At 57.1% G+C, this 19,619-nt stretch carries 23 protein-coding genes; 20 read left to right on the top strand and 3 right to left on the bottom strand.

Features of this window, described 5'->3' with window-relative positions; all coding sequences use genetic code 11:
• Positions 1-40: 40 nt before the first annotated feature.
• The 17 genes from AC3ITF_RS01175 (at position 41) to acpT (ending at position 14,219) form a co-directional block, all read left to right on the top strand.
• Positions 41-763, top strand: coding sequence for a beta-ketoacyl synthase chain length factor (locus AC3ITF_RS01175; RefSeq protein WP_117342485.1), 723 nt, complete (start codon positions 41-43; stop codon positions 761-763).
• Positions 760-1,575: a lysophospholipid acyltransferase family protein gene (locus AC3ITF_RS01170; protein ID WP_182259950.1), complete on the top strand. Its 816-nt coding sequence runs from the start codon at positions 760-762 to the stop codon at positions 1,573-1,575. Before AC3ITF_RS01175 ends, AC3ITF_RS01170 begins: the two co-directional genes overlap by 4 nt.
• Positions 1,556-1,813, top strand: a complete 258-nt coding sequence (locus tag AC3ITF_RS01165; protein WP_096759209.1) for a phosphopantetheine-binding protein — start codon at positions 1,556-1,558, stop codon at positions 1,811-1,813. The genes AC3ITF_RS01170 and AC3ITF_RS01165 overlap by 20 nt, the downstream gene beginning before the upstream one ends.
• A gap of 12 nt (positions 1,814-1,825) precedes the next feature.
• Positions 1,826-2,077 carry an acyl carrier protein gene (locus tag AC3ITF_RS01160; RefSeq protein ID WP_096759208.1) on the top strand — a complete coding sequence of 84 codons (252 nt, stop codon included), beginning with the start codon at positions 1,826-1,828 and terminating at the stop codon, positions 2,075-2,077.
• A 6-nt stretch (positions 2,078-2,083) separates the two neighbouring features.
• Positions 2,084-2,665, top strand: coding sequence for a COG4648 family protein (locus AC3ITF_RS01155; RefSeq protein WP_115257257.1), 582 nt, complete (start codon positions 2,084-2,086; stop codon positions 2,663-2,665).
• Complete coding sequence (locus AC3ITF_RS01150) at positions 2,662-4,023, top strand: AMP-binding protein (protein WP_181695202.1); 1,362 nt, start codon at positions 2,662-2,664, stop codon at positions 4,021-4,023. Before AC3ITF_RS01155 ends, AC3ITF_RS01150 begins: the two co-directional genes overlap by 4 nt.
• Positions 4,010-4,363: an ApeI family dehydratase gene (locus AC3ITF_RS01145; protein ID WP_117342488.1), complete on the top strand. Its 354-nt coding sequence runs from the start codon at positions 4,010-4,012 to the stop codon at positions 4,361-4,363. The genes AC3ITF_RS01150 and AC3ITF_RS01145 overlap by 14 nt, the downstream gene beginning before the upstream one ends.
• Positions 4,354-6,045, top strand: a complete 1,692-nt coding sequence (locus tag AC3ITF_RS01140; RefSeq protein WP_181695201.1) for a glycosyltransferase family 2 protein — start codon at positions 4,354-4,356, stop codon at positions 6,043-6,045. The genes AC3ITF_RS01145 and AC3ITF_RS01140 overlap by 10 nt, the downstream gene beginning before the upstream one ends.
• Before the next feature lie 2 nt (positions 6,046-6,047).
• Positions 6,048-6,470: an acyl-CoA thioesterase gene (locus AC3ITF_RS01135; RefSeq protein WP_146718114.1), complete on the top strand. Its 423-nt coding sequence runs from the start codon at positions 6,048-6,050 to the stop codon at positions 6,468-6,470.
• Positions 6,467-7,072 carry a LolA family protein gene (locus tag AC3ITF_RS01130; protein WP_115257252.1) on the top strand — a complete coding sequence of 202 codons (606 nt, stop codon included), beginning with the start codon at positions 6,467-6,469 and terminating at the stop codon, positions 7,070-7,072. Before AC3ITF_RS01135 ends, AC3ITF_RS01130 begins: the two co-directional genes overlap by 4 nt.
• A complete protein-coding gene (locus AC3ITF_RS01125) occupies positions 7,041-9,362 on the top strand; it encodes an MMPL family transporter (RefSeq protein WP_489176083.1) in 2,322 nt (773 codons plus the stop codon). The genes AC3ITF_RS01130 and AC3ITF_RS01125 overlap by 32 nt, the downstream gene beginning before the upstream one ends.
• 130 nt (positions 9,363-9,492) lie before the next feature.
• Positions 9,493-10,029: a DUF3261 domain-containing protein gene (locus AC3ITF_RS01120; RefSeq protein WP_489176425.1), complete on the top strand. Its 537-nt coding sequence runs from the start codon at positions 9,493-9,495 to the stop codon at positions 10,027-10,029.
• A gap of 1 nt (position 10,030) precedes the next feature.
• Positions 10,031-11,200 (top strand): beta-ketoacyl-[acyl-carrier-protein] synthase family protein, encoded by a 1,170-nt coding sequence (locus tag AC3ITF_RS01115; RefSeq protein ID WP_489176082.1) that lies wholly within the window; start codon positions 10,031-10,033, stop codon positions 11,198-11,200.
• Positions 11,197-11,673 (top strand): hotdog family protein, encoded by a 477-nt coding sequence (locus tag AC3ITF_RS01110; RefSeq protein WP_489176081.1) that lies wholly within the window; start codon positions 11,197-11,199, stop codon positions 11,671-11,673. The genes AC3ITF_RS01115 and AC3ITF_RS01110 overlap by 4 nt, the downstream gene beginning before the upstream one ends.
• Positions 11,670-12,401 (top strand): 3-ketoacyl-ACP reductase FabG2, encoded by a 732-nt coding sequence (locus tag AC3ITF_RS01105; protein WP_146718118.1) that lies wholly within the window; start codon positions 11,670-11,672, stop codon positions 12,399-12,401. The genes AC3ITF_RS01110 and AC3ITF_RS01105 overlap by 4 nt, the downstream gene beginning before the upstream one ends.
• A complete protein-coding gene (locus AC3ITF_RS01100; protein ID WP_489176080.1) occupies positions 12,398-13,627 on the top strand; it encodes a beta-ketoacyl-ACP synthase in 1,230 nt (409 codons plus the stop codon). The genes AC3ITF_RS01105 and AC3ITF_RS01100 overlap by 4 nt, the downstream gene beginning before the upstream one ends.
• A 1-nt stretch (position 13,628) precedes the next feature.
• On the top strand, positions 13,629-14,219 hold the full coding sequence (gene acpT, locus AC3ITF_RS01095; RefSeq protein WP_096759196.1) for a 4'-phosphopantetheinyl transferase AcpT: 591 nt from the start codon (positions 13,629-13,631) through the stop codon (positions 14,217-14,219).
• Here acpT and AC3ITF_RS01090 read toward each other — a convergent pair.
• A complete protein-coding gene (locus AC3ITF_RS01090) occupies positions 14,211-14,717 on the bottom strand; it encodes a phenolic acid decarboxylase (protein WP_137399856.1) in 507 nt (168 codons plus the stop codon). The genes acpT and AC3ITF_RS01090 overlap by 9 nt on opposite strands.
• A 99-nt stretch (positions 14,718-14,816) precedes the next feature.
• On the opposite strand from AC3ITF_RS01090, the gene AC3ITF_RS01085 reads away from it, so the two are divergent.
• Both AC3ITF_RS01085 and nikR read left to right on the top strand, forming a co-directional pair.
• A complete protein-coding gene (locus AC3ITF_RS01085) occupies positions 14,817-15,677 on the top strand; it encodes a LysR family transcriptional regulator (RefSeq protein WP_117342497.1) in 861 nt (286 codons plus the stop codon).
• Positions 15,678-15,759: 82 nt separating this feature from the next.
• On the top strand, positions 15,760-16,161 hold the full coding sequence (nikR, locus tag AC3ITF_RS01080; RefSeq protein WP_096759193.1) for a nickel-responsive transcriptional regulator NikR: 402 nt from the start codon (positions 15,760-15,762) through the stop codon (positions 16,159-16,161).
• 75 nt (positions 16,162-16,236) lie between these two features.
• Here nikR and AC3ITF_RS01075 read toward each other — a convergent pair whose 3' ends face one another.
• Complete coding sequence (locus tag AC3ITF_RS01075) at positions 16,237-17,433, bottom strand: BaiN/RdsA family NAD(P)/FAD-dependent oxidoreductase (protein ID WP_135911255.1); 1,197 nt, start codon at positions 17,431-17,433, stop codon at positions 16,237-16,239.
• Between the two features lie 229 nt (positions 17,434-17,662).
• Here AC3ITF_RS01075 and pitA point away from each other — a divergent pair, with 229 nt between their 5' ends.
• Positions 17,663-19,162, top strand: coding sequence for an inorganic phosphate transporter PitA (pitA, locus tag AC3ITF_RS01070; protein WP_096759191.1), 1,500 nt, complete (start codon positions 17,663-17,665; stop codon positions 19,160-19,162).
• Positions 19,163-19,226: 64 nt separating this feature from the next.
• On the opposite strand, the gene uspB is transcribed toward pitA, so the two are convergent.
• Positions 19,227-19,562, bottom strand: coding sequence for a universal stress protein UspB (gene uspB, locus AC3ITF_RS01065; RefSeq protein WP_096759190.1), 336 nt, complete (start codon positions 19,560-19,562; stop codon positions 19,227-19,229).
• Between the last annotated feature and the right edge of the window lie 57 nt (positions 19,563-19,619).

Here is a 19,619-nt window from a genome sequence, read left to right as displayed (position 1 = left end):
CAAACAACTGGAATAACCGATTTATCGCGGACGCGCGTTGATGAAATTTGCATTAAACATTACCGACTGGCAGGCAAAAGCTCCAGGATTAAGCGAAGCGGCACAGTGGCATGAATGGTCACGGCTTTCGCACACCATCGATCCAGCCGCGCCACAGGGAAAGCTCAGTGAATTACCGATGATGACCGCTCGCCGCCTCAGTTCGGGTAGCAAGCTGGCCGTCGAGTGCGGGCTGGCAATGCTCCGTCGTCATGCGATCGATGCCGTCCTCTATACCAGTCGTCACGGTGAACTGGAACGTAACTACCGCATTCTGCACGCATTGGCGACAGAGCAGCCAATCTCTCCGACCGATTTTGCCCTGTCCGTGCATAACTCCGCCGTCGGCAACCTGACCATCGCCGCAAAAAAACCGATCGTCTCCTCCTCGCTCTCAGCAGGCAAAGACACGTTCCAGCAAGGGTTATGCGAAGTGATGGGCCTGCTACAGGCGGGATATCAGCGGGTGTTAATGGTCGATTTCGATGGTTTCCTGCCTGAGTTTTATCACCCGCAGCTGCCTGCTGACATGCCGACCTGGCCATTTGCCGTCGCGTTGGTTATTGAACCAGGTAGTCAGTGGCGGTGTGAAACCCGCCCATACCGCGACCACGGCGAGTCCACGTTGCCGCAAAGCCTGCTGTTTTTACAACACTATCTGCGAGATACCCCGGCGTTTACGCTGACGGGTGAACGCGTACAGTGGCAATGGAGTCAGGGATGAGCGCGGTGTTCCAGACCCTTAACCGGGCATGGCGACTGGTGATGACCGGTTTATGCTTCGCCCTGTTTGGCATCGGCGGACTGCTCCTTTCCACTATCTGGTTTAACGTATTGTTAATCACAGTATGGAATAATTCCAGACGTCGGCGCATTGCCAGACGCAGCATAGCCGCCAGTTTTCGTCTCTTTTTAACGGTGACGAAGGGGCTTGGCGTGCTGGATTACCACATTGAAGGGCGTGACGTTTTGCTCAAGGAACGAGGATGTCTGGTCGTCGCCAACCATCCGACGCTCATCGACTATGTGCTACTGGCTTCGGTCATGGCAGAAACAGACTGTCTGGTGAAAAGCGCGCTCCTGAAGAATCCGTTCCTCGGCGGCGTAGTCCGGGCGGCGGATTATCTGATTAACAGCCAGGCTGATGCACTGTTGCCCGCCTGCCAGCAGCGGCTGGAACAAGGCAACACAATATTGATTTTCCCCGAGGGGACACGCACGCGTCCCGGTGAGGAAATGACGCTCCAGCGTGGTGCGGCAAATATCGCCGTGCGCTGCCACAGCGACTTACGCATAGTCACGATTAGCTGCAGCGAGCAAATGCTTGATAAGCAAAGCAAATGGTATGACATTCCACCGGCTAAACCCGTATTTACCATTTCCGTCCGCGCACGGGTAAAAATCGACCAATTTTACGATGCAAATTCACAAGAACCGGCGCTGGCCGCAAGGCAGTTGAACCGGCATCTTTTGCTTCAATTACAACCAGGTACGTTACCTCTTTCAGGAATTAATGATGCAAGCGCTTTATCTTGAAATCAAAAATCTCATTATAACGACATTGAATCTCGACGAACTTACTGCTGACGATATTGAAACCGACGCAGCGCTGTTTGGCGATGGCTTAGGGCTGGACTCCATCGACGCCCTGGAGTTAGGCCTGGCGGTGAAAAATGAGTATGGCGTGGTTCTCTCGGCTGAGAGCGAAGAGATGCGCCAGCACTTCTTCTCCGTCGCCACGCTGGCATCTTTCATTCACGCGCAACGTGCCTGAGGAAAGTCCGTTATGACTGAACAAAAAGCCATTTACGAAGAAGTCTCCGCGCTGCTGGTTAAGCTGTTTGAAGTCGACCCACAGGACATTAAGCCCGAGGCGCGCCTGTACGACGATCTGGAACTGGACAGCATTGACGCTGTTGACATGATCGTGCATCTGCAAAAGAAAACCGGCAAGAAAATCAAGCCGGAGGAATTTAAAGCGGTGCGGACAGTGCAGGATGTCGTCGATGCGGTAGAACGCCTGCTCAAAGAAGCATAACGCATCGTGTCGGGCGCGCGTTCGCTGCCAGTCGTACAACTGCTGACAGGCTTACTGCTGTTGGCCTGGCCATTTTTAATCTGGTTTGGCCTGGCACATAACGGCCTGCACTGGCTGCTACCGCTGATGGCATTGCTGCTGTTTGTACGCTTTCGCCAGACCCGGCGACAGGCGGGACCGTTGCGCGTCGTGACGCAGATAGTGGCGGTAGCGGGCATCACGCTTTGCGTTACCAGCTATCTGCTCAAAACGCACCAGTTGCTGCTGTTTTATCCGGTGGTGGTCAACGGGGTCATGCTGGCAGTCTTTGGTGGCTCACTCTGGTCTACCATGCCGGTTGTCGAACGCCTGGCACGGCTGCGCGATCCCAATCTACCCGCAGCAGGTGTGCGCTACACGCGCCGCGTCACGCAAATCTGGTGTGCCTTTTTCATCCTCAATGGCAGCATTGCGCTCGGTACCGCGCTGTATGGCGATATGTCCCTGTGGACGGTGTGGAACGGCATGCTCTCCTACCTGCTGATGGGAACGCTGATGGCAGGAGAGTGGCTGGTGCGCCGCCAGGTGATAAAACGAGATAACCCATGAAGCAGCCCCTTCCACTCTCTGAGTGGCTCAGCGCTCCACGTCCATCCGACGTACCCGTTGCGTGGTTAGAAGACGCGACCTGGACACTCGGCCATCTACGCCACGATGTTGCCCGGTTGATAACGCACCTGCAGCAGCAGGAGGGTGAACGCTGGGCACTGTGCTTTGAGGACAGCTATCTGTTTATCGTGGCACTGCTGGCAACGCTCCATGCTGGCAAAACGCCGGTGATCCCGGGCCATTGTCGCGTTTCATTATTGAACGAGCAGCATGCGCTGTTTGACGGCGTATTGAGCGATAAAACGCTGAACTGGCAGGGTCCGCTACAGGTTGTCCAGTCTGCCATGACGGCCGCCACAGACGACGTGACGTTCCCCCCCATCCGCAGCGACGCCTTTGTGGAACTCTTCACCTCCGGCTCTACCGGCCAGCCGAAGCGGGTCGTTAAACCGATCGGGCGTCTCGATAACGAAGCGGCGTTGCTCGCCGCGCGCTTTGCCGACCGTTTAACAGGTTGTCGGGTGGTGGCATCAGTGTTGCCACAGCATCTGTACGGCCTGACATTTCGTATCTTCCTGCCGATGTCCTTGGGCTTGCCGCTACACGCGGCAATGCTCTGGTACGCCGAACAACTGGCGGCGTTGGGCCATGAGCATCAGTATGTGTTTATCAGCAGCCCGGCGTTTCTGAAACGCCTCGACCACCAGCTTGCCGCGCCGCCGGTCCGGATGGTTCTGTCAGCGGGCGGTATGCTGCCCTGGCAGGACGTCACGCAGACAGCAGACTGGCTAAACGTCTGGCCTGATGAGATCTACGGTAGCACTGAAACCGGCATCCTCGCCTGGCGTTATCGCCAGCAGGATGATGTAGCATGGCAGCCCTTCCCCGACATCAGATTCCGGTCAGAAAATGACGCGTTTCGCGTATTTTCCCCGCTGATTGCTGCTGATGATGGCCTGTTGCTCGACGATATTCTGCATTTTGCAGAAAACGGTCAGTTCCGCCTGATGGGACGGCGGGGCCGGGTGGTCAAAATTGAAGAAAAGCGTATTTCGCTAAGCGAAGTAGAGCGCCGTCTGCTGGCACTGGACGGCATCTGCGACGTTGCTGCTATGCCTGTCTCACGCGGCGGACGCCAGGGCGTTGGCGTCCTGCTGGTTCTGGATAACGAAACGCGTCAACGCTGGTATCAGCGCGGAGGGAAACCACAAGAGCTGAGCTGGCGGCGCGCGCTGCGCCCATGGCTGGAGCCGGTTGCTGTTCCCCGATACTGGCGGGTGATTGACGAAATCCCGGTGAACAGTATGAACAAGCGTGTCTATGCGCAATTACAGGAGTTATTCCATGAAACCCCATGAAATTGAGCGTCATCAGGCACAACCTCAGCAGGTGGAGATTGTTTTGCATCTCGACCCTTCTCTATTCTGGTTCTGCGGACATTTTGCCGTGCAGCCGCTGCTGCCCGGCGTCGCGCAGATGGACTGGGTAATGCACTACGCCACCACGCTGCTCGCCCCCGGCTGGCGCTTTCACAGCATTCAGAACGTGAAATTTCAGGCTCCGCTGTTACCGGAAAACACCGTCACGCTAGCCCTGAACTGGCAAGAAGAGCGCCAGATACTGACCTTCAGCTACCAGCGCCACGACGGCGAAGCACGCCATACCGCCAGCAGCGGGAAGATCCGGTTATGCCGTTAACGTTTTCTCCCTGCGTGCTGATCCCCTGCTACAACCATGGCGCAATGATGGCCAGCGTGCTGGCACGTTTGCAGCCGTTTGGCCTGCCCTGCATTGTGGTGGATGACGGCAGCGACGACGCCACGCGGGATGAACTGGCCCGCCTGGCGGCAGAAGATAAAAATCTGACCTTAATTCGTCTGCCTGAAAACGCAGGCAAAGGCGCGGCGGTGCTTAGCGGTATGCAGGCAGCGGCAGCGGCCGGGTTCAGCCACGCGGTGCAGGTAGACGCCGACGGGCAGCATGCCATTGAAGATATCCCGAAGCTGCTTGCACTGGCGGAGCTTCACCCAACAGCGTTGATTTCCGGGCAGCCTATTTATGACGATTCCATACCCCGCTCGCGCCTGTACGGACGCTGGGTGACCCACGTCTGGGTGTGGATTGAAACGCTCTCGCTCCAGCTCAAAGACAGCATGTGCGGCTTTCGGGTTTACCCGCTTGCGCCGACGCTGCACCTGGCGCAGCGCGTGACCCTCGGCAAGCGAATGGATTTTGATACCGAAGTAATGGTGCGCCTCTACTGGCAAGGCAACACCAGCTATTTTGTCCCCACCCGCGTCACCTATCCGCTGGACGGTCTCTCTCATTTCGATGCCCTCAAAGACAACCTGCGCATTTCACGGATGCACACGCGCCTGTTTTTTGGCATGTTGCCGCGCATCCCGTCGCTGCTTTTTCGCCGCGCATCGCCACACTGGGCGCGTCAGCAGGAAGTGAAGGGTTTATGGGGGATGCGCCTGATGCTACTGGTCTGGCGCTTACTGGGGCGCAAAGTATTCTCCCTGCTGCTCTACCCGGTAGTCGGCGTTTATTGGCTGACGGCAACCACCGCCCGCCAGTCCTCCCAACGCTGGATTGCCCGCGTGCGCGAACAGCTAACCGCACGCCAGATGCCGCTGCCGCCATCGCTCACCAGCTATCAGCACTTCCTGCGTTTTGGCGATGCGATGCTCGATAAAATTGCCAGCTGGCGTGGCGAACTGCGGTTAGGCCGCGATGTGATCTTTGCCCCTGGCGCTGAAGAGACGCTCAACGTTAGCTCACCACGCGGCAAGCTGCTGCTGGCCTCGCATCTGGGCGATGTGGAAGCCTGTCGCGCGCTGGCGCAATTACAGGGCAGCAAAACCATCAACGCGCTGGTGTTTAGCGACAATGCCCAGCGCTTTAAGCAAATTATGCAAGAGATGGCCCCGCAGGCCGGGCTGAATCTGCTGCCGGTAACCGATATTGGACCGGATACCGCGATCCTGCTTAAAGAGAAGCTGGATCGCGGCGAGTGGATTGCCATCGTCGGCGATCGTATTGCAGTCAACCCGCAACGCGGCGGCGAATGGCGCGTCTGCTGGAGCCGCTTTATGGGGCAAGCGGCCCCCTTCCCGCAGGGACCCTTTATTCTCGCCTCTATTTTACGCTGCCCGGTGGATCTGATTTTCGCCCTGCGACAACAGGGGAAACTGCGTATTCACTGCGAGCCTTTCGCCGACCCGCTACTGTTGCCGCGCGCCGACCGGCAAAACGCGTTACAGCAAGCCATCGATCGCTACGCCGAACGTCTGGAGCACTACGCGCTACAGTCGCCGCTCGACTGGTTTAACTTTTTCGATTTCTGGCAGCTGCCGGATACCAAAGACAAGGAGTAAGGGTGCTTAACGATCCCCGCTTTACGGCTGAAGTCGAGCTGACCATTCCGTTCCACGACGTCGATATGATGGGCGTGGCGTGGCACGGCAACTATTTCCGCTATTTCGAAATTGCCCGCGAGGCGCTACTTAACCAGTTCGATTATGGCTATCGGCAAATGAAAGAATCGGGCTATCTGTGGCCGGTGGTCGATACCCGCGTCAAGTACCGCAACCCTCTGACCTTTGAGCAGCGCATTCGCGTACGCGCCCGCCTTGAGGAGTTCGAAAACCGTCTGCGCATTGGTTACGAAATTTTCGATGCCGAAACCGGCAAACGCGCGACTACCGGCTATACCATCCAGGTGGCGGTAGAAGAGAACAGCCGCGAACTGTGCTTCGTCAGCCCGGCTATCCTGTTCGAACGTATGGGGGTCACGCCATGAGATTTTTACCGCTGCTGGCGCTGCTTATCAGCCCATGGGTCAGCGCTCTGACGCTGGATGATCTGCAACAGCGCTTTACCGAACAGCCGGTGGTCCGCGCTCACTTCGATCAAACCCGCACCATTAAGGATCTGCCGCAGCCGCTACGATCGCAGGGTAACATGTTGATCGCACGTGACCAGGGATTGCTGTGGGACCAAACGTCCCCGTTCCCGATGCAGCTGCTGCTCGATGACAAACGGATGGTACAGGTGATCAACGGCCAGCCGCCGCAAACCCTCACCGCCGAGAACAACCCGCAGATGTTCCAGTTCAACCATCTGCTGCGCGCGCTGTTCCAGGCGGATCGTAACGTGCTGGAACAGAACTTCCGCGTGGCGTTTACCGACAAAGGTGAAGGCCGCTGGACGCTGCGCCTGACGCCGATCACCACGCCGCTGGATAAGATTTTCGCGACCATTGATTTAGCCGGAAAAACTTATCTGGAGAGCATTCAACTGAACGATAAGCAGGGCGATCGCACCGACATCACGCTTTCCCAACACCAACTGACGCCCGCACAGCTGACTGATGATGAACGCCAACGCTTTGCCGCCCAGTAAACGTCCCGCGCTGCTGTGGGGAATCGCCTGCCTGATCCTGTTGGGCGTGTTGCTGACGCTGTTGCCTCAGGCACGGCTTAACAGCAGCGTCCTGGCAATGCTGCCCAAGCAGACGCTGGGGGCGATCCCGCCGAGCCTCAACGACGGCTTTATGCAGCGCCTTGACCGGCAACTGGTCTGGCTGGTAAGCCCCGGGAAAAAAGCCGACCCGCAGGTTGCCCGCAGCTGGCTGTCGCTATTACAGAAATCGCAGGCGCTGGCTGAGGTCAAAGGCCCGATGGACGCCGACAGCCAGCAGGCCTGGGGCGCTTTCTTCTGGCAGCACCGCAACGGCCTGATCGATAGCGACACCCGCGCCCGCCTACAAAACGGCGGTGAAGCGCAGGCGCAATGGATACTTTCCCAGCTCTACTCTGCTTTTTCCGGTGTCAGCGGCAAAGAGCTGCAAAACGACCCGCTGATGCTGATGCGCGGCTCGCAGTTGGCAATGGCCAAAAACGGCCAGCGCCTGCGGCTGATGGACGGCTGGCTGGCGGCCCAGGATGAACAGGGTAACTACTGGTACCTGCTGCACGGCGAGCTGGCCGGTTCGTCGTTTGACATGCAGCAGACGCACCAACTGGTCACCACGCTCAATACGCTGGAAGGTGAACTCAAGGCGCAATATCCGCAGGCGCAGCTGTTGTCTCGCGGGACCATGTTCTACAGCGATTACGCCAGCCAGCAGGCGAAGCGGGATGTTTCGACCCTCGGTGTCGCCACCCTGCTTGGGGTGATTTTGCTGATTGTGGCGGTGTTCCGTTCCCTGCGCCCGCTGCTGCTGTGTCTGATTTCGATCGGCATTGGCGCGCTGGCAGGCACCGTCGTCACGTTGCTGATTTTTGGCGAGCTGCACCTGATGACGCTGGTGATGAGCATGAGCATCATCGGGATCTCCGCCGACTACACGCTCTACTATCTGACCGAGCGGATGGTGCACGGCGCAGAAACCTCACCGTGGCAAAGCCTCAGCAAAGTGCGCAATGCCCTGCTGCTGGCGCTGCTTACCACCGTGGCGGCGTATCTGATTATGATGCTCGCGCCCTTCCCCGGCATTCGTCAGATGGCGGTATTCGCGGCGGTGGGCCTGAGCGCTTCCTGCCTGACGGTGATTTTCTGGCACCCGTGGCTGTGTCGTGGGCTGCCGGTGCGCCCGGTTCCGGCGATGGTACTGATGCTACGCTGGCTTGCGGCCTGGCGACGCAATAAAAAGCTTTCTGTCGGCTTGCCGGTGGCGCTGGCCCTGTTCTCGCTGGCGGGTCTTGCCACACTGCGCGTGGACGATGATATCTCGCAGCTTCAGGCGCTGCCGCAGGATATTCTGGCACAGGAAAAAGCGATTACCGCGCTGACCGGGCAGAGTGTCGATCAGAAGTGGTTTGTGGTGTACGGCCAATCTGCACAGCAAACGCTGGAACGGCTGGAAGCCTTTACTGCTGCGCTGGAGCAGGCGAAAAAAGAGGGATGGCTTGGCGGGTATCGCACTATTCCGCTGAATTCACTCGCCCGACAGCAGCAGGATCTCAGCCTGCTGAAAAACGCTGCGCCAGCCGTCACTAAAGCCCTGAACAACGCCGGACTGGCGACGGTAAATGCCGAACTTAACGCCATGCCGGTAACGGTCGATGCCTGGCTTGCCAGCCCGGCCAGCGAAGGCTGGCGGTTACTGTGGCTGACCCTGGCCAATGGCGAAAGCGGCGTGTTGGTACCGGTTGAAGGGATGAAAGACAGCGCTGCATTAAACACCCTCAGTACCCAATACACCGGCGTCGCGTGGGTGGATCGGAAAAGCAGCTTCGACGAACTGTTCGCGCTGTATCGCCATATTTTGACCGGCCTGCTGTTGGTGGCGCTGGCGGTGATTGCCTGCGGCGCAGTGGTGCGACTTGGCTGGCGCAAAGGGCTGATAAGCCTCGTTCCTTCAGTGTTATCGCTGGGCTGCGGTCTGGCGGTGCTGGCGCTCAGCGGTCACGCGGTCAATCTGTTCTCGCTGCTGGCGCTGGTGCTGGTGCTCGGCATCGGCATTAACTACACGCTGTTTTTCAGCAATCCGCGCGGCACACCGTTAACCTCATTTTTAGCGATTACGCTGGCGATGCTGACCACGCTGCTGACCCTCGGCATGCTGGTTTTCAGTGCCACCCAGGCTATCAGCAGCTTTGGTATCGTGCTGGTGAGCGGCATTTTCACCGCCTTCCTGCTGTCACCGCTGGCGATGCCAGTGAAAAAGAGAAAAAAAGACGATGAGTAAACTGATATTTCGTTGGTTGAGTGGGCTTTTGCCGGATGGCGGCGTTGCCTTATCCGGCCTACGTCAGCACATCAATTGTAGGCCGGATAAGCGCAGCGCCATCCGGCGGGGCCTGCTTGTCGCCACGCTGATGCTGGCCGGTTGCAGCCACTCACAGCCCGAACAAGAAGGCCGACCACAGGCGTGGCTGGAGCCGGGCGCACGCGTGACGCTACCCGCGCCGGGGATCTCTCCGGCGGTCAGTTCCCAGCAGCTCCTCACCGGCAGCTTTAACGGCAAAACCCAGTCGCTGCTGGTGATGCTCAATGCCGACGATAAGAAACTCACCCTGGCGGGACTCTCTTCTGTCGGAATCCGCCTGTTCCTTGTCACTTACGATGAAAAAGGGCTGCATGCCGAACAATCAATCGTGGTGCCGCAGCTGCCGCCCGCCAGCCAGGTGCTCGCCGACGTGATGCTCAGCCACTGGCCGATTAGCGCCTGGCAGCCACAGCTGCCGAAGGGCTGGACGCTCATCGATATCGGCGACAAGCGCGAACTGCGCAACGCCCGCGGCAAGCTGGTCACCGAAATCACCTACCTGAACCGCAAAGGCAAGCGCGAGCCCATCAGCATCGAACAGCACGTGTTTAAATACCACATCACCATTCAATACCTGGGTGACTGAGATGATCTACATTTCTGCGGTTGGCATGATTAACGCACTGGGCAACCACGCCGATGAAATAGCCGCCAACCTGAAGCGCGGCGTGGCTCCCGGTATGCGCCCGCGCACCGGCTGGCTTCAGGGCCATCCGCACGCGGTTTTAGCCGGCGTAGACGGTGAACTGCCGACGATTCCTGATGAGTTTAGCGCCCATCGTTCGCGCAATAATCAGCTGCTGCTGGCTGCGCTGGCGCAAATCCAGCCGCAGGTAGATGACGCCATTGCGCAGTTTGGTCGCGATCGCGTTGCCGTGGTGCTCGGCACCAGCACCTCCGGGCTGGACGAAGGCGACGTGCATGTTGATCTCACGCTCAACGGCAAAGCGAGCAGCGCCTGGCAATACCCGCAGCAGGAGCTGGGCGACCCGTCGCGCTTTCTCAGCCACTGGCTGGCATTGGACGGCCCGGCGTTTACGCTCTCTACCGCCTGCTCCTCAAGCGCCCGCGCGATCATGAGCGGACGCCGCCTGATTGAATCCGGGCTGGCGGACGTGGCGATTGTCGGCGGGGCGGACACGCTAAGCCGGATGCCCATCAACGGTTTCCACAGCCTGGAATCACTCTCGCCAACGTTATGCCAGCCGTTCGGTCGCGACCGCTGCGGGATTACCATCGGCGAAGGCGCGGCGCTGATGCTGCTGACCCGCGAACCGCAGCCGATTGCGCTGCTGGGCGTTGGCGAATCCAGCGATGCGTACCATATTTCGGCCCCTCATCCGCAGGGCGAAGGGGCGATCCACGCCATTCGTCAGGCGCTTAACGACGCGGGGATGACGCCAGAGCAGGTGGGCTACATCAATCTACACGGCACCGCCACGCCGCTGAACGATAAAATTGAGACTAACGTAGTGAACACGCTATTTGGCGAAAGCGTCCCGTGCAGTTCGACTAAACATCTGACCGGACACACGCTAGGTGCTGCGGGGATCACCGAAGCCGCCATCAGTATGCTGATTTTGCAGCGCGACCTGCCGCTGCCGCCGCAGGATTTCAGCCAGTCGCCGCGCGATGAAACGCTGCCTGCTTGTGGGATCATCGAACAGCCACAGCCGCTGGCGCAGCCAGTTATCCTGTCAAACTCCTTTGCCTTTGGCGGCAATAACGCCAGTATCCTGCTCGGGAGAATGCCATGAGCCACTATTTAGCGCCCGGCGACTATCTGCCACACGACGCGCCGATGCTACTGCTTGAAGAAGTGGTCAGCGTGACGGACGACTCCGCCACCTGCCGCGTCACGGTATCGCCCGACGGCGTACTGGCTCCGTTTCTCGATGGCGAGGGCAATCTACCCGGTTGGTTCGCCCTTGAACTAATGGCGCAAACCGTTGGCGTCTGGTCCGGCTGGCACCGTCATCAGGCGGGTCAGGCCAGTATCTCGCTGGGCATGGTGCTCGGCGCACGTGAATTAGCCTGTGCGGCGGGAACATTGCCAGGTGGCCTGACACTGGATATTAGCGTCACGCTGCTGATGCAAGATGCACGTTTTGGCAGCTTTGAATGCGCCGTTCAGGCCGGTGAAGAGATGCTGGCAAGCGGTCGCGTCAACACCTTCCAGCCGACAGCGGAAGAACTTAACACCCTATTTCAACAAGGAGCGTCCGCATGAGTCGTTCAGTTTTGGTTACCGGCGCCAGCAAGGGCATTGGTCGCGCCATCGCCCGCCAGCTGGCGGCGGACGGCTTTGTGGTCGGCGTTCACTATCATCGCGATGCACAAGGTGCCCAGGAGACGTTGGATGCAATCCTCGCTGCTGGCGGCACGGGGCGTCTGCTGGCCTTTGACGTCGCCAACCGTGAGCAGTGCCGTGAAGTGCTGGAGCAAGATAACGACGCGCACGGTGCGTGGTACGGCATCGTCAGTAACGCCGGTATCACCCGTGATGCGGCCTTCCCGGCGCTCAGCGACAACGACTGGGATGCGGTGATCCACACCAACCTCGACAGCTTCTACAACGTCATCCAGCCGTGCATGATGCCGATGATTAGCGCCCGCCTGGGTGGGCGCATCATTACCTTATCGTCGGTTTCCGGCGTGATGGGCAATCGCGGTCAGGTCAACTACAGCGCCGCCAAGGCGGGGATTATTGGAGCGACAAAAGCGCTGGCGATTGAGCTGGCGAAACGCAAAATCACCGTCAACTGCATTGCGCCGGGGCTGATTGATACCGGGATGATCGAGATGGAAGAGGCCGCACTGAAAGAGGCGATGTCGATGATCCCGATGAAACGGATGGGTCAGGCCGATGAAGTGGCCGGACTTGCCAGCTACTTAATGTCGGATATCGCGGGTTACGTCACCCGCCAGGTGATTTCTATCAATGGAGGGATGCTATGACACGTCGCGTGGTCATTACAGGGATGGGCGGCGTCACCGCCTTTGGCGAAAACTGGCAGGCCGTTTCCTCCGGGCTGCTGGCCTATGAAAACGCAGTGCGCAAAATGCCGGAGTGGCAGGTTTATGACGGGCTGCATACGCTGCTTGGCGCGCCTATCGACGACTTTACCCTGCCGGAACACTACACCCGCAAGCGTATTCGCGCCATGGGTCGCGTGTCGCTAATGTCCACCCGCGCAACAGAACTGGCGCTGGAGCAGGCTGGGCTGATTGGCGATGCGGTATTGACCAACGGCGAAACCGGGATTGCCTACGGCTCGTCAACCGGCAGCACCGGTCCGGTGAGCGAGTTCGCCACCATGCTGACCGAGAAGCACACCAACAATATAACCGGCACCACCTACGTGCAGATGATGCCGCACACCACCGCCGTCAACACCGGATTATTCTTCGGCCTGCGTGGGCGAGTGATCCCCACCTCCAGCGCCTGCACCTCCGGCAGCCAGGCGATTGGCTACGCATGGGAAGCCATTCGTCACGGCTACCAAACGGTGATGGTCGCCGGCGGCGCGGAAGAGCTGTGTCCGTCGGAAGCGGCGGTGTTTGATACCCTGTTCGCCACCAGCCAGCGCAACGACGAACCGAAAACCACGCCCTCGCCGTTTGATGAACATCGCGACGGGCTGGTAATTGGCGAAGGCGCAGGCACGTTGATTCTGGAAGAGCTTGAGCACGCCAAAGCGCGCGGCGCGACAATTTACGGTGAGATTATCGGTTTTGCCACCAACTGCGATGCGGCGCATATCACCCAGCCGCAGCGCGAGACGATGCAGATTTGCATGGAGCAGTCGCTGAAAATGGCGGGCTTACGCGCGCGGGATATCGGTTATATTTCAGCCCACGGCACGGCGACCGATCGAGGTGATATTGCAGAAAGTCAGGCAACCGCCGCCATTTACGGTGATAATGTGCCGCTGTCCTCGCTCAAAAGTTATTTTGGCCATACCCTTGGCGCCTGTGGCGCGCTGGAAGCCTGGATGAGTTTGCAAATGATGCGCGAAGGCTGGTTTGCGCCTACGCTAAATTTAAGCCAGCCTGATGCCAACTGTGGCGCGCTGGATTACATTATGGGTGAAGCCCGCAAGATTGATTGTGAGTTCCTGCAGAGCAATAACTTTGCGTTTGGCGGCATAAATACTTCTATTATCATCAAACGTTGGCCCTGATATGTACCGGATCGTTGTTGGGAAAGTTTCTGTTTTAAGCGCTGGCGCCCTGCCTCGCGCGTTGTATGAACAGGCGCCGCAAGGTGCGCGCCGCACGCGCTGGCTGGCTGGCCGCGTGTTGCTTTCCCATGCCTTGTCACCACTGCCTGACATTGTCTATGGTGAGCAGGGAAAACCCGCATTCTCAGGCGACACGCCGCTGTGGTTTAATCTCAGCCACAGCGGGGATGACATCGCCCTGCTGCTCAGTGATGAAGGGGAAGTCGGCTGCGATATTGAAGTCGTGCGCCCCCGTGATAACTGGCGGACGCTGGCAAATACAGTATTCAGCCTTGGGGAACATGCCGAAGTCGAAGCTGAACGCCCGGACCACCAGCTGGCGGCGTTCTGGCGCATCTGGACGCGCAAAGAGGCCATCGTTAAGCAACGTGGCGGCAGCGCCTGGCAAATTGTCAGCGTCGACAGCACTACCCTGACGTCCTCACTCTCTGTCAGTCAGTGCCAGCTCGATACCCTGAGTCTGGCCGTGTGTACGCCAACGCCGTTTACATTGACTGCCGATACTGTGCAGAGACTGGATACCTTAGCGTAAATTTTCCGGGAAGTTATCCGGCAATTCGCTGGCAGCACAGGCAATAACGCTGTCATTATTCGCCCCGCAGTCACGCACGAAGGTAATGGTCGCGAACTCATCAATCACCTCGGTTGGATACGCCGGGCCCGCATCACGATACGACATCATCAGCGGAACATGGTCATTCTGGAAGCAGACCGTTTTCTCCGGATTGTTGATCACCCAGCGTGGAAAGAAGATGGTGCCGTGGAAAAGTTTGTCACCCAGATTTACGATCAAGCTGACGTCGGTTCCGGTCGGTTCGGTCCATGAAATTTTATAAACGCTCTCCCCAACTCGCACAATGTACGCCCGCTGATCTTTCACCCAACGGTTAGCCACAATACCGCTGTGAATACGGTAATCCAGCGTGGTGTCATTTTTCACGTAGATCTCGTAATTCCAGCCATTATCGTAGGTATAGACCAGATGTTTACCGACAAACCCGCTCAAATCATGTTTATCAAAAGCGCTCATATGCGTTCTCCTCTCAGTTGATGGGGCGATCTTAACGCTTCAAAAATTGGATGAATAACGCTATGTTTGCATCATATTCATTCAATTTTTAGATGAGTTATGCATAAGACAACCCTGGAGCAGTGGGCCCTGCTGGAAAAAGTGGTGGAGCTGGGTAGCTTTACTAAAGCAGCGGAAGAGACCAACCGTAGTCAGTCTTCGGTGAGCTACAATCTGGCGCTGTTACAGGAGCGGCTCGGCGTGACGCTACTGACGCCGGAAGGCCGCAGAGCGGTATTAACTCCGGCAGGCGAGGTACTGCTCAATCAGGTCAAACCGCTATTGAAGGCTTTTTCATGGGTGGAAACCCGGGCGGCGACTTTACGCAATGGCACGCGAACACGACTGGATTTGATGGTAGATAGCATCTTCCCACGCAAACGCCTGTTCGCGATCCTCAAGCAGTTCCAGCAGGCGTGGCCGCAGACGCAGGTGCGTCTGACTGAAGTGCTGGAGAATGCTGACGATCGGCTGGCGGCACATGCCGATGCGGACGTGATGGTTCTGACCCGGCGTCAGGATGTCACCGGACGCGGTGAATGGTTGATGAATATTGATTTCGTGGCCGTTGCCCACCGCGATCACCCTCTCTGCACGCAGGATACGCCGCTGGATGAAGACGCCTTACGCGCCTGGCCGCTGATACGTATTGCCGATCGCGACAACCCACAGCAAGCGGTTCGCGATGCCTGGACCTTCTCTACCATTGATGCCGCTATTGATGCGGTACTGTATCAGGTCGGTTACGGCTGGTTGCCCGAGGAGCGCATTCAAGCGCAGCTTGATCAGGGGCTATTACGTCCGTTGCCGTTAAGTCACGGCGCTCGCCGTGCCACACCGTTGCATCTGATCGTCAAAGAGACGCTCGCGCCGCTGGATGAGCAGGTAAGCACCCTGCTGCGTTTATTGCGAGCGCATTAACCTTTTCCCCAGATGCCACACGTGTGTTACAAAATACGCTATTTCCGCATGCCCTGTACGCCACATAAAAGGTTAACTTTAGATGCAACGAGTCACCATTACTCTCGATGACGATTTACTGGAAACGCTGGACAGCCTGAGCCAGCGCCGGGGTTATAACAACCGTTCCGAAGCCATCCGCGACATTTTGCGCGGCGCGCTATCCCAGGAAAGCACGCAAGAACACGGTACCCAGGGCTTCGCAGTGCTCTCCTATGTTTATGAACATGAGAAGCGTGACTTAGCCAGCCGTATTGTCTCGACCCAGCATCACCACCACGATTTGTCGGTCGCCACGCTGCACGTCCACATCAACCATGACGACTGCCTGGAAATCGCCGTGCTAAAAGGGGACATGGGTGACGTTCAGCATTTTGCCGATGACGTTATCTCCCAACGCGGCGTGCGCCACGGTCATTTGCAGTGCCTGCCGAAAGAAGAGTGACGTCTATTACGTTGCCGGCCACGACTACATCAGATGACGCGTAATATTAAAACGTTATACGGTTTACCTTCACCGTCACTCCCCGGACACTAAATCCTGCGCACACGCCCAGGCGCTCGACCATGCCCACTGGAAGTTATAGCCGCCCAGCCAGCCGGTGACGTCCATCACTTCGCCGATGAAATAAAGGCCCGGTACTTTGCGGGCTTCCATGGTCCGTGAAGACAATTCGTTGGTGTCTACTCCACCCAGCGTCACCTCTGCCGTACGATACCCTTCCGTGCCGTTTGGCTGCACGCGCCATTCGGTCAGCGTTTCCACCAGCGCTTGTTGATCGCGTAGGTTAAGTTGCTTCAACGTCACGTCCGGGATTTGCCCCAACTGCTGCAAACACTCCACCAGTCGCTTCGGTAATTGCATCGCCAGCGTGTTCTTCAGACTCTGATTGGGATGCGCGCTGCGCTGTTCATCAAGGAAGCTTTCGAGGTCAACATCTGGCAACAAATTAATGCTGACAAATTCACCCGGCTGCCAAAAACTGGAAATTTGTAAAACGGCCGGGCCTGACAGCCCACGGTGCGTAAAGAGCAGGTTTTCACGAAATACGGTGCCGTCCTCGGCGGTAATGACAGAGGGAACAGACACGCCGGAGAGCACCTGAAGCTGGTCAAGCAGCGGCTTATGCAGCGTAAAAGGCACCAGACCCGCCCGCGTTGGCAGCACATTCAGGCCAAACTGTTCGGCAATTTTATAACCAAATGGCGTCGCACCCAGACCCGGCATAGAAAGCCCACCGCTGGCAATCACCAGTTTCGTCGCACCAACGGTTGCACCGTTGAGCTCCAGCGTAAAGCCCTCATCATCCCGTACAACGCTCAGAACTTCGCTACGTAAGCGCATCGTAACGTTACCTTTTTCGCATTCCGCTACCAGCATATCGACTATTTGCTGCGCGGAGTCGTCACAAAAAAGCTGGCCGAGCGTTTTTTCATGCCAGGCAATGCCGTGTTTACCCACCAGATCGATAAAATCCCACTGGGTATAGCGCGCCAACGCTGACTTACAGAAATGAGGGTTTTGACTCAAATAAGCCGCAGGCTCGACATAAAGATTGGTAAAGTTACAGCGCCCCCCGCCAGACATGAGGATCTTGCGCCCGGGCTTTTTACCATTATCAATAAGCAGTACTCGACTTCCTGCTTGTCCTGCCTGCGCGGCACAGAACATACCCGCTGCGCCAGCGCCTATAATAACGGTATCAAACCTTTCCACGTTGCGATCCTCTCTAAAAAGCGGGCGTGAATTGTAAAGATTCCTCAGTGGCCGCACCAGCACCAAACCATCAAAAATAGGTATTTATCTGAATTCTATAAGATAATTCTTTAGTGGTGTCATACAAAGCAGGAGACAAATCAAAAAAACTCTATATTTCACTTTGCCCGCGCCGCCAAAGTCACTGATAATGCGCCGCGTTCATGTCCTCAAAATGGCGTAACGTCCTATGCTACATTTGTTTGCTGGCCTGGATTTACATACCGGGCTTTTACTCTTGCTTGCTTTGGCTTTTGTTCTGTTCTACGAAGCAATTAACGGCTTCCATGATACAGCCAATGCCGTCGCTACTGTGATCTACACCCGTGCCATGCGTTCGCAATTGGCGGTGATCATGGCTGCGGTGTTTAACTTCTTTGGTGTTTTGCTGGGCGGTCTCAGCGTAGCGTATGCCATCGTGCATATGTTGCCAACGGATCTGCTGCTCAACATGGGTTCATCACATGGCCTCGCCATGGTGTTCTCTATGCTGTTGGCGGCAATTATCTGGAACCTGGGTACCTGGTACTTTGGTTTGCCTGCATCCAGCTCCCACACGCTGATTGGCGCGATTATCGGTATTGGTTTAACCAATGCGTTGATGAACGGCACATCGGTCGTGGATGCACTTAACATCCCGAAAGTGATGGGTATTTTTGCCTCTCTTATCATCTCGCCGATTGTCGGCCTGGTGGTTGCAGGCGGCCTGATCTTTTTGCTGCGTCGCTACTGGAGCGGTACTAAAAAACGTGCCCGTATTCACCTGACGCCAGCAGAGCGTGAAAAGAAAGACGGCAAGAAAAAGCCGCCATTCTGGACGCGTATCGCACTGATCCTCTCCGCAATCGGCGTGGCGTTCTCTCATGGCGCAAACGACGGGCAGAAAGGCATTGGTCTGGTCATGCTGGTACTGATTGGCGTAGCACCTGCCGGTTTCGTGGTGAATATGAACGCTTCCGGTTACGAAATTACCCGTACCCGCGATGCTATCAATAACGTCGAAACCTTCTTCCAGCAACGTCCTGACCTGCTCAAGCAGGCGACCGGCGTAGACCAGTTGATTCCGTCACCGACGGAAACAGGTACAGCGACGACGACAGAGTTCCATTGCCACCCGGCTAATACCATTAACGCGCTGGAACGTGCGAAAGGTATGCTGGCGAATCTGGAAACCTACGACAAGTTAAGCGTTGAGCAGCGCGGACAACTGCGCCGTATTATGCTGTGCATTTCCGATACCACCGATAAGGTCGTGAAACTGCCTGGTGTAAGCAACGACGATCAGCGTCTGTTGAAGAAACTGAAAACCGACATGCTGAGCACCATTGAGTACGCTCCGGTGTGGATCATCATGGCCGTTGCGCTGGCTCTGGGCTGCGGTACGATGATTGGCTGGCGTCGCGTGGCAACCACTATCGGTGAGAAAATCGGTAAGAAAGGCATGACCTATGCTCAGGGGATGTCGGCGCAGATGACGGCCGCCGTCTCTATCGGTCTCGCCAGTTATACCGGTATGCCAGTTTCCACCACCCACGTACTCTCCTCTTCCGTTGCGGGTACGATGGTCGTTGACGGTGGCGGCTTACAGCGTAAAACAGTGACCAGCATTCTGATGGCCTGGGTCTTCACCCTGCCTGCGGCGATTATTCTTTCCGGGGGGCTGTACTGGCTCTCCCTGAAGCTTATCTAAGCGAATGCGCAATAAAAAAGCGGGCCTGCAAACAGGTCCGCTTTTTTTTACGCTGTCATCAGGTTCAGTGCCAGATAATCAGCGCAACCATACTGATTAATACCAGCCCACATAACGAACTGGTGAGAATGAACTGGCCACGCACGCGCTCACAGCGGCGAATAAACTCATCATCATGATGATCGCGATAGCGCTGAGCGTAGATATACCACACCAGACGCATCTGCTTGTTGGGTTGCCCATGCGAGGTAAAAAAGCCTCCGCCATCAACATACTGGTAAAGCAATGGATCGCAACCACGAAGTACCACTAACAGTGCGCGCAACGACGAGAAATAGCGCGCCATATTAACAATGCAAACGACACACAAAGCCCAGAATAACGCAATGGTGCTTATCATACCCCCTCCCCGGCGACCCGCCCACGGAGTTCCTCTCCGGGACTACCGCTCCCCGAT

The sequence above is a fragment of the Citrobacter sp. KH_055_1 genome, assembly GCF_057838705.1.
The sequence above is the reverse complement of the archived record's forward strand: the minus strand, read 5'-3'. Positions and strand labels throughout refer to the sequence as shown.